Source organism: Streptomyces sp. NPDC059695 (assembly GCF_042733785.1).
Taxonomy (GTDB): domain Bacteria; phylum Actinomycetota; class Actinomycetes; order Streptomycetales; family Streptomycetaceae; genus Streptomyces.
Genome location: NZ_JBHWFF010000048.1, coordinates 8,603 through 19,094, shown reverse-complemented (window position 1 = coordinate 19,094; position 10,492 = coordinate 8,603). Strand labels below are relative to the sequence as shown.

At 74.0% G+C, this 10,492-nt stretch carries 12 protein-coding genes and 1 pseudogene; 2 read left to right on the top strand and 11 right to left on the bottom strand.

Annotated features, from left to right (window positions below):
- Window positions 1–114 precede the first annotated feature (114 nt).
- The 6 genes from der to ACFV2S_RS34940 form a co-directional block, all read right to left on the bottom strand.
- Window positions 115–1,563 (bottom strand): ribosome biogenesis GTPase Der, encoded by a 1,449-nt coding sequence (gene der / locus ACFV2S_RS34965; RefSeq protein WP_383801953.1) that lies wholly within the window; start codon window positions 1,561–1,563, stop codon window positions 115–117.
- Between the two features lie 77 nt (window positions 1,564–1,640).
- Complete coding sequence (locus ACFV2S_RS34960; protein WP_385569177.1) at window positions 1,641–2,228, bottom strand: lysophospholipid acyltransferase family protein; 588 nt, start codon at window positions 2,226–2,228, stop codon at window positions 1,641–1,643.
- Window positions 2,229–2,281: 53 nt separating this feature from the next.
- A complete protein-coding gene (gene cmk / locus ACFV2S_RS34955) occupies window positions 2,282–2,956 on the bottom strand; it encodes a (d)CMP kinase (RefSeq protein ID WP_383801947.1) in 675 nt (224 codons plus the stop codon).
- A gap of 484 nt (window positions 2,957–3,440) precedes the next feature.
- Window positions 3,441–4,529, bottom strand: coding sequence for a prephenate dehydrogenase (locus ACFV2S_RS34950; RefSeq protein ID WP_385569077.1), 1,089 nt, complete (start codon window positions 4,527–4,529; stop codon window positions 3,441–3,443).
- Window positions 4,526–4,888, bottom strand: coding sequence for a chorismate mutase (aroH, locus tag ACFV2S_RS34945; RefSeq protein ID WP_385569074.1), 363 nt, complete (start codon window positions 4,886–4,888; stop codon window positions 4,526–4,528). Before aroH ends, ACFV2S_RS34950 begins: the two co-directional genes overlap by 4 nt.
- Before the next feature lie 105 nt (window positions 4,889–4,993).
- Entirely contained in the window at window positions 4,994–5,422 is a 429-nt protein-coding gene (locus ACFV2S_RS34940; protein ID WP_385569071.1) for a YidB family protein, read from the bottom strand.
- A gap of 163 nt (window positions 5,423–5,585) precedes the next feature.
- Here ACFV2S_RS34940 and ACFV2S_RS34935 point away from each other — a divergent pair, with 163 nt between their 5' ends.
- Together ACFV2S_RS34935 and ACFV2S_RS34930 are read left to right on the top strand one after the other, a co-directional pair.
- Complete coding sequence (locus tag ACFV2S_RS34935; protein WP_385569066.1) at window positions 5,586–6,017, top strand: Rieske (2Fe-2S) protein; 432 nt, start codon at window positions 5,586–5,588, stop codon at window positions 6,015–6,017.
- Between the two features lie 10 nt (window positions 6,018–6,027).
- Window positions 6,028–6,717 (top strand): DNA polymerase beta superfamily protein, encoded by a 690-nt coding sequence (locus ACFV2S_RS34930; RefSeq protein ID WP_385569061.1) that lies wholly within the window; start codon window positions 6,028–6,030, stop codon window positions 6,715–6,717.
- Here ACFV2S_RS34930 and ACFV2S_RS34925 read toward each other — a convergent pair.
- From ACFV2S_RS34925 to ACFV2S_RS34905, 5 genes and pseudogenes are all read right to left on the bottom strand, one after another.
- On the bottom strand, window positions 6,697–7,464 hold the full coding sequence (locus ACFV2S_RS34925; protein ID WP_385569057.1) for a DNA polymerase beta superfamily protein: 768 nt from the start codon (window positions 7,462–7,464) through the stop codon (window positions 6,697–6,699). The two genes, ACFV2S_RS34930 and ACFV2S_RS34925, sit on opposite strands and share 21 nt — an antisense overlap.
- 3 nt (window positions 7,465–7,467) lie before the next feature.
- Window positions 7,468–8,490 (bottom strand): ADP-ribosylglycohydrolase family protein, encoded by a 1,023-nt coding sequence (locus tag ACFV2S_RS34920; RefSeq protein ID WP_385569053.1) that lies wholly within the window; start codon window positions 8,488–8,490, stop codon window positions 7,468–7,470.
- Window positions 8,487–9,224, bottom strand: a complete 738-nt coding sequence (locus tag ACFV2S_RS34915; RefSeq protein WP_385569048.1) for an NUDIX domain-containing protein — start codon at window positions 9,222–9,224, stop codon at window positions 8,487–8,489. The genes ACFV2S_RS34920 and ACFV2S_RS34915 overlap by 4 nt, the downstream gene beginning before the upstream one ends.
- Window positions 9,221–10,180 (bottom strand): AAA family ATPase, encoded by a 960-nt coding sequence (locus ACFV2S_RS34910; RefSeq protein ID WP_385569043.1) that lies wholly within the window; start codon window positions 10,178–10,180, stop codon window positions 9,221–9,223. The genes ACFV2S_RS34915 and ACFV2S_RS34910 overlap by 4 nt, the downstream gene beginning before the upstream one ends.
- Before the next feature lie 8 nt (window positions 10,181–10,188).
- Window positions 10,189–10,281 (bottom strand): annotated as a pseudogene (locus tag ACFV2S_RS34905) (nicotinamide riboside transporter PnuC); the annotation flags it as partial.
- Window positions 10,282–10,492: the final 211 nt, after the last annotated feature.

Below are 10,492 nucleotides of genomic sequence, written 5' to 3'. Positions count from 1 at the left end.
GGGGGGGGGGCGGGGGGGGGGCCCCGGTGGGGCGCGGGGGGGGGGGAGTGGGCGGGGGGGGGGGCGCTCGACTGGCGGCCCCGCCCACCCGCCGTTCGTGTCGTCGCGCGGGGACTACTTCTTGCGCCCGCGCTTCTCGCGCACCCGGACCGAGATGTGGATCGGGGTGCCCTCGAAGCCGAACTCCTCGCGCAGGCGGCGCTCGATGAAGCGGCGGTAGCCGGCCTCCAGGAAGCCGGACGCGAAGAGCACGAAGCGCGGCGGCTTGGTGCCGGCCTGCGTGCCGAAGAGGATGCGGGGCTGCTTGCCGCCGCGCACGGGGTGCGGGTGGGCGGCGACGATCTCGCCCAGGAAGGCGTTGAGCCGGCCGGTGGGGACACGGGTCTCCCAGCCGGCGAGGGCGGTCTCGATCGCCGGGACCAGCTTCTCCATGTGGCGGCCGGTCTTGGCGGAGACGTTGACCCGGGGCGCCCAGGCGACCTGCTGCATCTCGGTGTCGATCTCGCGCTCGAGGTAGTAGCGGCGCTCCTCGTCGAGCTCGTCCCACTTGTTGTAGGCGATGACGATGGCGCGGCCCGACTCGACCGCCATCGTGATGATGCGCTGGTCCTGGACCGAGATGTTGTCGGTGGTGTCGATGAGGATGACGGCCACCTCCGCCTTCTCGACGGCGGCCGCGGTCCGCAGGGAGGCGTAGTAGTCCGCGCCCTCCTGGAGGTGGACCTTCTTGCGGATGCCGGCCGTGTCGACGAACTTCCACGTCACGCCGCCGAGCTCGATGAGCTCGTCGACCGGGTCGCGGGTGGTGCCGGCCAGCTCGTTGACGACGACGCGGTCCTCGTTCGCCACCTTGTTGAGCAGGGAGGACTTGCCGACGTTCGGGCGGCCGATGAGGGCGATGCGGCGGGGGCCGCCGACCGCGTTGCCGAAGCGCTGCTCGGGGGCCTCGGGCAGCTTCCGCAGGACCTCGTCGAGGAGGTCGCCGGTGCCGCGGCCGTGCAGCGAGGAGACGGGGAACGGCTCGCCGAGGCCCAGGGACCAGAGCATGGCCGCGTCGGCCTCGCCCGACTGGCCGTCGACCTTGTTGGCGGCCAGGACGACGGGCTTCCCGGCGCGGCGGAGCAGCTTGACGACGGCCTCGTCGGTGTCGGTGGCGCCGACGGTGGCGTCCACGACGAAGAGACAGGCGTCGGCGGCCTCGATGGCGTACTCGGCCTGGGCGGCGACGGAGGCGTCGATGCCGAGGACGTCCTGCTCCCAGCCGCCCGTGTCGACGACCTTGAAGCGGCGGCCGGCCCATTCGGCCTCGTAGGTGACGCGGTCGCGGGTGACGCCCGGCTTGTCCTCGACGACGGCCTCGCGGCGGCCGATGATGCGGTTCACCAGGGTCGACTTGCCGACGTTCGGGCGGCCGACGACGGCGAGAACGGGGAGCGGGCCGTGGCCGGCCTCCTCGATCGCGCCCTCGACGTCCTCGACGTCGAAGCCCTCTTCCGCGGCGAGCTCCATGAACTCCGCGTACTCGGCGTCGCCAAGTGCCCCGTGGTCGTGCTGGTCGTTCATGAAGTCCGTTCCTTGATCATTCGTGGTCGGTGGTCCCGGGCGGCCGGAGCCGTGGGAGCCACTACTGAGAGTGTCGCTCAGCGCCCGGTGAGGCGCCTGGCGTTTTCCAGGTGGGCGGTGAGCTTCTTCTGGATCCGTACGGTGGCCTCGTCGAGCGCCTTGCGGGTCCGGCGGCCGGAGCCGTCCCCCGCCTCGAACGCGTCGCCGAAGACGACGTCGACGCGTCCGCGCAGCGGAGGCAGCGCCTTGACCAGCCGGCCGCGGCGGTCGGTGCTGCCCAGGACCGCCACGGGGACGATCGGCGCACCGCTGCGGACGGCGAAGTACGCCAGGCCCGCGCGGAGCGAGGCGAAGTCGCCGTCACCGCGGGTGCCCTCGGGGAAGATCCCGAGGACGCCGCCCTGGTCCAGGACACCGAGGGCGTTGGCTATCGCCGTGCGGTCGGTCGACTCCCGGTCCACCTTGAGCTGCCCGATGCCCTCCAGGAAACTGCCGAGCGGGCCGACGAACGCCTCCTTCTTGATGAGGAAGTGCACGGGGCGCGGGGCGGTGCCCATGAGCATGGGGCCGTCGATGTTGTGCGCGTGGTTGACGGCGAAGATGACGGGGCCGGAGGCCGGCACCCGCCAGGCGCCGAGGACGCGCGGCTTCCAGAAGCCGTACATCAGCCCGATGCCGATGCGTCTGCCGACAGCGGCGCCCTTGTGGGAGGGCACGGTCACCGGGCGGCCACCCGCTTCTCGTCCACCAGGGTGACGACGCACTCGATGACCTGGTCCAGGGTGAGGTCCGTGGTGTCGACCTCGACGGCGTCGCCGGCCTTGGCGAGCGGGGAGGTCTTGCGGCTGGAGTCCGCCGCGTCCCGCTTGATCAGGGCTTCCTTCGTGGCGTGCACGTCGACGCCCTTGAGCTCGCCGGAGCGGCGGGCGGCACGGGCCTCGGGCGAGGCGGTGAGGAAGATCTTCAGGTCGGCGTCGGGCAGGACGGTGGTGCCGATGTCCCGGCCCTCGACGACGATGCCGACCTCGGCGCCGCGGGCGATGGACCGCTGCAGCTCCGTGATCAGGCTCCGCACCTCGGGGACGGCGCTGACGGCGCTGACCTTGGAGGTGACCTCCTCGGTCCGGATCGGACCGGACGCGTCGGCGCCGTCGACGGTGATCGTGGGCCGGGCCGGGTCGGTGCCGGAGACGATGACCGGCTTGGAGGCGGCGTTGGCGACGGCCTCGGCGTCGGAGACGTCGACGCCGTTGCTGATCATCCACCAGGTGATCGCCCGGTACTGGGCGCCGGTGTCCAGGTAGCTCAGCCCCAGCTTGGCGGCGACCGCCTTGGAGGTGCTGGACTTGCCCGTGCCGGAGGGCCCGTCGATGGCGACGATCACGGATTCCACGGTGGGAACACCTTCCTGGGGTGAACGGTAGGGCCCGGCGGGATGCGGGGGACCCCCACAAGGTTACCGAGTCCCCGACCCCCATTCGGCCCCACGGTCCGCCGGGGCTGCGCCCCGCCCGTTGCGGGCCATCGTTCCGCCGGGGCGGCGCCCACCCCCGTTGTGGGCCATCGTTCCGCCGGGGCGGTGCCCACCCCCGCCGTTGTGGGCAATCGTTCCGCTGGGGCGGAACGGGTGGGCACAACGGAACGGCGCCCTTGCCGGCGCGGGAGGCTGCTGAGCCTGAACCCGCACCCATGGTGACGGCGCCCTGGTGGTGCGGGTCCAGGTGCGGAACGCGGAGGCGCCGCGAAGGGCGCCGTCCCGTGTGCCCACCCGTCCCGCCCCAGCGGGACGATTGCCCACACGGGCAGCGGCGGCGGGCCCACACGGGCGGCGGGCGACGGACATGCGGGCGAAGGCGCGGGCCCACGCGGGCAGCGGCTCAGGTCGTGCGGAGGGACCAGCCTCGGTCCTGGAGGGCCGTGCTCAGCGACGGCGCCGCCGACGGTTCGACCATGAGCTGGACCAGACCCGCCTGCTGCCCGGTCGCGTGCTCGATGCGGACGTCCTCGATGTTGACGCCCGCGCGCCCCGCGTCGGCGAAGATGCGGGCGAGCTCGCCCGGCTGGTCGCTGATGAGGACGGCGACGGTCTCGTAGGCCGCGGGGGCGGCGCCGTGCTTGCCCGGGACGCGGGCGCGGCCGGCGTTGCCGCGCCGCAGCACGTCCTCGACGCCCGTGGCACCGTCGCGCCGTTCGTCGGCGGACGCGGACTGGAGGGACCGCAGCGCGCGGACGGTCTCGTCGAGGTCGGCGGCGACGCCGGACAGGACGTCGGCGACGGGCCCGGGGTTGGCGGAGAGGATCTCGACCCACATGCGGGGATCGGAGGCGGCGATCCGGGTGACGTCGCGGATGCCCTGCCCGCAGAGGCGTACGGCGGACTCCTCGGCCGCCTCCAGGCGCGCGGCGACCATGGAGGACACCAGCTGCGGGGTGTGGGAGACGAGGGCCACGGCCCGGTCGTGGGCGTCGGCGTCCATGACGACGGGCACGGCCCGGCAGAGCGCGACGAGCTCCAGGGCGAGGTTGAGGACCTCGGTGTCGGTGTCCCGGGTGGGGGTGAGGACCCAGGGCCGGCCCTCGAAGAGGTCGGCGGTGGCGGCGAGCGGGCCCGAGCGCTCCTTGCCGGACATGGGGTGGCTGCCGATGTACGCGGTGAGGTCGAGGCCCAGTGCCTCCAGCTCCCGCTTCGGGCCGCCCTTGACGGAGGCCACGTCCAGGTAGCCGCGGGCCACGCCCGCCTTCATGGCGTCGGCGAGGGTGGCGGCGACGTGCGCCGGGGGCACGGCGACGATGGCGAGGTCCACGGGGCCCTCGGGCGCCTCGTCGGTGCCCGCGCCGAGCGCGGCGGCGGTGCGGGCGCGGGCGGGGTCGTGGTCGCGCAGGTGGACGGTGACGCCCCGGCCCGCCAGGGTGAGGGCGGCGGAGGTGCCGATCAGTCCGGTTCCGATGACGAGCGCTGTTCTCACTGGGCGATGTCCTTGCGCAGGGCGGCCGCGGCGCCGAGGTAGACGTGCGCGATCCGGGACTTGGGCAGTTCGGTCTCGACGTGGGCGAGCAGCCGGACGACCCTCGGCATGGCACCCTCGATGTCGAGTTCCTGTGCGCAGATCAGGGGCACGTCGACGATCCCGATGTGCCGGGCCGCGGCGGCGGGGAAGTCGCTGTGCAGATCGGGCGTGGCCGTGAACCAGATGCTGATCAGGTCGTCGGTGGTGAGCCCGTTGCGCTCGAGGACGGTGGCGAGCAGCTCCTGGACCTGCTCGCGCATGTGCCCGGCCTCGTCCCGCTCCAGCTGGACGGCTCCTCGGACCGCTCGTACCGCCACGTCGTGCTCCTTCGCCTGCGTCAGTGCTCCGTTCAGCCTAGTCAGGGGCGGGGGCGGCGCACCGCGGCGCCCGCCCTCCGAGACGGGGCGGGCGCCGTGGGGTGGTCAGAGCTGCTGCTGCCGGATGATGTCCTCCAGGGAGCCGCCCTGGGGCAGCGAGCCGTTCGGGCTCAGCCTGTCGACGGCCTGGGGCAGCGACTGCGCGATCTCGTCGGCGGCCTGCTCGGGGCTGACCCCGGCCTCCGCCGCGACCTTCCGGAGGGTCTCGTCGGGGAGGGCTTCGGCGATCTGGGCGCCGCTGACGGCCTGGTTCTCGCCGGTGCCGACCCACGACCGGGCCTGGTCGGTGAGGCTGGACCTGGTCAGCATGTCGAGCAGACCGCCGAGCGGGTTCGAGCCGTTGCCGCCGCTGCCGCCCTGCCCGCCCATGAGCGCCCCCAGGAGGGAGCCGAGGACGTTGCCGCCGCTCTGCCCGGCGCCGCCGCCTCCGCCGAGGAGGCTGCCGAGGAGACTTCCGAGGTCGTTGCCCGCCATGGTCCTGCCTTTCGTCCGGTACGGAACACGCCCAATGTCACCCGGGGCGGGGTGTTCCGCCACTCGGGGTAGCGGCGGGGCGGGGACGGCCGTGCGGGGGAGCCCGGCCGCGCGCGCAGGCGTGTTGCGGGCCCCGGGGGCGGTGCGCGACGAAGCTGGCGGCATGACTTCGAGCGCCACGACACGTCGTACTGTCCTGTTCGCCGCGGCGGCCCTGACGACGGGCTGCGGATCAAGCGACGGGGGCGGTGGTACGAGCACGGGCACCCCGCCCGGCACGGAACCGGCCGGCACCCCGGCGCCGAGCGCCGCCCCGCTGGCGAGGACCTCCGAGATCCCGGTCGGCGGCGGCACGGTCTTCGCGGAGCGGAAGGTGGTCGTGACGCAGCCCTCGGCAGGCGAGTTCAAGGCGTTCTCCGCGATCTGCACCCACCAGGGGTGCACGGTGGACAAGGTCGCGGACGGCACGATCGACTGCCCCTGCCACGGCTCCAAGTACCGCATCGCCGACGGCTCGGTGGCGGCCGGCCCCGCTCCCCGGCCCCTCCCGGCCGAGCAGATCGTCGTCTCGGGGGATTCGATCACCCTGGCGTAATCTGCCCCGCATGACTCCGGACGAGCTGGTGCGCGAGCACACGATCTACTCCTGCGTGATGGGCTCGCGCGCCTTCGGTCTGGCGACCGAGGACAGCGACACGGACGTGCGGGGTGTCTACCTCGCCCCGACGCCGCTCTTCTGGCACTTCGACAAGCCTCCCGCCCATGTGGAGGGGCCGGGCGAGGAGCAGTTCAGCTGGGAGCTGGAGCGCTTCTGCGAGCTCGCCCTGCGCAACAACCCGAACGTCCTGGAGTGCCTCCACTCCCCCGTCGTCGAGCACGTCGACGAGCTGGGCCGCGAGCTGCTCTCGCTGCGCGGGGCCTTCCTGTCGCGCCGGGCCCACCAGACCTTCGTGCGGTACGCGGGCGGCCAGCGCCGCAAGCTGGACGCGGACGTCCGCCAGTACGGCAGCCCCCGCTGGAAGCACGCCATGCACCTGCTGCGGCTCCTGACCAGCTGCCGCGACCTGCTGCGCACGGGCGAGCTCCGCCTCGACGTCGGCGAGGACCGGGACCGCCTCCTCGCGGTCAAGCGCGGCGAGGTGGCGTGGCCGGAGGTCGAGTCCTGGATGAACCGGCTCCAGGAGGAGGCGGACCGCGCCCACGACAGGACCCCGCTCCCCGCCGCCCCGGACGAACCCCGGATCCAGGACTTCCTGATCCGCGCCCGCCGGGCCTCAGCCCTGAGCGTGCTCTAGCCGGGCCCGTACGACGAGGTCGTGCAGCGCGTCGTGGACGCGCACCTCCCCGGGCAGCTCCGAGGCCGCCTGGGCCTCGTCCAGGAGGCCGTGGAGGGCCTCCGTCTCGGCCCGTACGGCCTCGGGGTCGACGTCGGCCCGCCCGTGCTCGGCCGCCGCCTTCGCGGCGACGAGCCCGGGCAGCCGCGCGGGAGCCTCGGCCACCTCCCCCACCAGGGTCGGCAGGTGGGCCTGGACCTCGCCGGAGCGCATCAGGTGGATGCCGGTGAGCAGTGCCCGGTAGGTGTAGAGCAGGGGCTTGAGCTCGCCGCTGCTCTCGTAGAGCCGCCACTGCGTCCCGGCGAAGCCGCGGTAGTGGTGGGCGTGGTGGCGGGTGAGCAGCTCCGGCACGAGCGCGACCAGCTCGGCGTGGGTCTCCGTGGTGTGCGCCACGAGCGGGGAGGTGAGCTGCTCCAGGACGTAGCCGTTGCGGCGCAGCATCAGCCGGGCGAACTTCCGCAGGTCGTGGGTGACGAGGTCCATCTCGACGCCGTCCCGGTCCCACATCCGGGTGCGGGTCTCCTCCGGCTCGCGGAGGCCGACCAGGGCGTCCACGGGCAGCAGGTGCGCGCCGCGCAGGTCCACGTCCGAGTCGCGGGAGGGGAAGCCGTAGAGGTGCGCGCCGGAGACGGTCGCGAAGAGCAGGGGGTCGGGCTGTTCCGCGACGACGGCGGACAGGTCCCGGTCCGGGTCCAGGGTGAGGGTCATGGCTCACGCGTCCCAGAGCGCGCCGAAGGTCAGCAGGTCGCTGCGGTACTCGACGCGCTCCGCCCACTCCTTGGGCCAGGCGTCCGCGCCGAGGTGCGCGCCGGCGAAGGCGCCCGCGAGGGCGGCGATCGAGTCGGAGTCGCCGCGGGTGCAGGCGGCGCGGCGGAGGGCCGTGAGGGGCTCGTCGGGGAAGAGCAGGAAGCAGAGCAGTCCCGTCGCGAGGGCCTCCTCGGCGATCCAGCCGTCGCCGGTGTAGGCGCAGGGGTCGAGCTCCGGATCGGCCGAGCGCTGGACGGCGTCGAGGCGCTCCAGGACCGCGAGGCACTCGTCCCAGCCCCGCTGGACGAAGTGGAGGGCGCTGGGGTCCTGGGAGCGGGTCCAGAGGTCGCCGAGCCAGTGCTCGCGGTAGACGGAGCGGTTGTCGTACGCGTACGAGCGGAGCCGTCCGACGAGCCCGGCCGGGTCGACGCCCTGTGCGAGCAGGTGCACGGCGCGGGCGGTGAGGTCGGAGGCGGCGAGCGCGGTGGGGTGACCGTGGGTCAGTCCGGACTGGAGCTGTGCGGCGCCCGCCCGCTGCTCGTCGCTGAGCCCGGGGACGAGCCCGATGGGCGCGACCCGCATGTTGGCGCCGCAGCCCTTGGAGTGGATCTGGCTCGCGTCCTGCCAGGGCCGGTCGCCGTCGAGGAGCCCGCAGGCGCGCAGGCAGGTGGTGCCGGGGGCCCGGTTGTTCTCCGGGGAGTGGTACCAGTCGACGAACTCGTCACGGACGGGCGGGGCGAGCCGCTCCGGGGCGAGCACGCCCCGGTCCATGGCGGTGCGGATGCCGCGGGCGAAGGCGAGGGTCATCTGGGTGTCGTCGGTGACGCGGCCGTTCTCGGGGAGCGCCATCTGCCGCCACGGGCCGTACCAGCCGATGATCAGCGGTACTTCGCTGAACTCGGTGGGCCGGCCCAGCGCGTCGCCAAGCGCCAGCCCGATCAGGGAGCCGGTCGCGGCCTGCTTGGTGGCGGTGCGGGTGAGGTTCATGCGGTGCGTCCTTCCGGTCGCAGGAGGGGCGGGTGGAGGGTGGTGGCTCCTCCCGCCCGGTAGAGAGCGGCCGGTTTCCCCCGTCCGCCGGTGAGGCGCGGTGGTCCTTCCACGGCCTGGACGAAGCCGGGGGTGGTGAGGACCTTGCGCCGGAAGTTGGGGCGGTCGAGCTCGACGCCCCAGACCGTCTCGTAGACCTGCCGCAGCTCGCCGAGGGTGAACTCGGGCGGGCAGAAGGCGGTCGCCAGGCAGGTGTACTCGAGCTTGGCGCCGACCCGTTCGTGGGCGTCGGCGAGGATCCGGTCGTGGTCGAAGGCGAGCCCGCCCTGCGTCCCGTACGGGATCCAGCGGGCCTGGGCCGCGTCGCCGCCGCCGCGCGGCTCGGGCGGGTCGGGCACGAGGGCGGTGAAGGCGACGGAGACGACCCGCATCCTCGGGTCGCGGTCGGGTTCGGTGTAGGTGCGGAGCTGTTCGAGGTGGAGTCCGGCGACGGTGGTCCCGGAGAATCCGGTCTCCTCGGCGAGTTCGCGGCGGGCGGCCCGTTCGGCGGACTCGCGGGGCAGGACGAACCCGCCGGGCAGCGCCCAGGATCCGGCGTACGGCTCCTGGCCGCGCTCGACGAGCAGGACGTGGAGCCGCTCCTCGCGGACGGTGAGGACGGCGAGGTCGACGGTGACGGCGAACGGCGCGAAGGCGTACGGGTCGTAGCCCTCGGGGGCGCGGTGGGCGGTCATCGGAGCTCCGGCAGGGGTTCGGTGAGGTGCCGGCCCTCGGCGAGCAGCCCGTCGACGGCGGCGACGGCGGCCGCGAGCCGCTCCTCGTGGGGACCGGTGAGGACGGCCGTGCGGCGGCCGGTGTGCGCGAGCTGGGTGAGGAGGCGCGCGGTCATCCAGGGCCGCAGCCGATCGGTGTCGTCCGCGCGGTCGATGCCCCGGTGGTCGGTGAGCAGCCAGAGGTGGCGGCGCCCGTGGGCGGCGATCTCGCAGGTGGCGGGGCTGGCGGTGCCGGTGTGGCGCTCGTGCCGGATGGTGGCGGCGAAGGCGTCGGCGTCGCAGAAGAGGACGGGCGAGCCGTCCCGGGCGGCCGCCTCCTCCAGCTCGGACTGGCGCTGGGCGATCACGGGGAAGTCGGAGGAGCGCAGGGGTTCGGCGGGCCTGAGGGCCCGGTACTCGCCCGCGTGGTCCGGTACGCACCGCGTGCGGGCCCAGACGCCGCCGCGCCGCCGGTAGTGGTCGGTGAGGGCGCGGGCCATGGTGGTGGCGCCGGTGGACTCGGCGCCGAGGACGACGACCCGCCGGGTGAGCGCGGCCCGTACCGGCGGCTCGAAGAAGTCCCAGAAGGCGGCCGGGTCCTCGCGGACGGCGGCGCCGGTCAGGGGGATGGCCCGGTCGAGGGGCACGGTCTCGGCGCCGAGCCGGCGCCCGGGCTCGTCTCCGTCCGGGTCCGCGGTGAAGACGGCGTCGACCCGCTCGGGGCCGGCGTACTCCTCGCCGCCGACGACGAGGACGTCCGGATGGATCTCGCGCATCCAGGCGACCCGGTCCTCCAGGGGGAGGGTGTCCGCCGCGGAGGGGCGGACGAGCACGGTGAGGCGCTCGCAGCGGTCGCGTGCGGTGCGGACGAGGTGGTGGTGGCCGGCGTGCGGCGGAAGGAACCTGCCGGGGACGAGGCCGTGGCCGTAGCGCGTCATGGCGTGGTCCCCGCCGCGGGCGGCCGGGCCCCTTCGGTGCGCTTCGTGCGGCGCACCGGAGGGACGTCGAGACCTGGTCCACCCCCGTGGGTCCAGGTCCACCGGCTGTTCACGGCGGGGCTCACCTCCGATCTCTTTAAGAGTCATCTTGACTATAAAGCGCGAGGGGGCGCACCCACAAGGGCCACCGGACGCGAAGAAGCCCGTGACCGCCTGGACAGGGGGGGGGGGTGGGGAGGCGGCGGGGGCAACGCGCCAAAAAAGCACCACCGAAGAAACAAACACAACCCCCGGCTTGTGTTCGGAGGCGCG

Bases quoted from the DNA above. Each gene is read 5' to 3' on its own strand.
- der (WP_383801953.1), bottom strand. From the start codon at position 1,563: ATGAACGACCAGCACGACCACGGGGCACTTGGCGACGCCGAGTACGCG.
- ACFV2S_RS34960 (WP_385569177.1), bottom strand. From the start codon at position 2,228: ATGTACGGCTTCTGGAAGCCGCGCGTCCTCGGCGCCTGGCGGGTGCCG.
- ACFV2S_RS34940 (WP_385569071.1), bottom strand. From the start codon at position 5,422: ATGGCGGGCAACGACCTCGGAAGTCTCCTCGGCAGCCTCCTCGGCGGA.
- ACFV2S_RS34935 (WP_385569066.1), top strand. From the start codon at position 5,586: ATGACTTCGAGCGCCACGACACGTCGTACTGTCCTGTTCGCCGCGGCG.
- ACFV2S_RS34930 (WP_385569061.1), top strand. From the start codon at position 6,028: ATGACTCCGGACGAGCTGGTGCGCGAGCACACGATCTACTCCTGCGTG.
- ACFV2S_RS34925 (WP_385569057.1), bottom strand. From the start codon at position 7,464: ATGACCCTCACCCTGGACCCGGACCGGGACCTGTCCGCCGTCGTCGCG.
- ACFV2S_RS34920 (WP_385569053.1), bottom strand. From the start codon at position 8,490: ATGAACCTCACCCGCACCGCCACCAAGCAGGCCGCGACCGGCTCCCTG.
- ACFV2S_RS34915 (WP_385569048.1), bottom strand. From the start codon at position 9,224: ATGACCGCCCACCGCGCCCCCGAGGGCTACGACCCGTACGCCTTCGCG.
- ACFV2S_RS34910 (WP_385569043.1), bottom strand. From the start codon at position 10,180: ATGACGCGCTACGGCCACGGCCTCGTCCCCGGCAGGTTCCTTCCGCCG.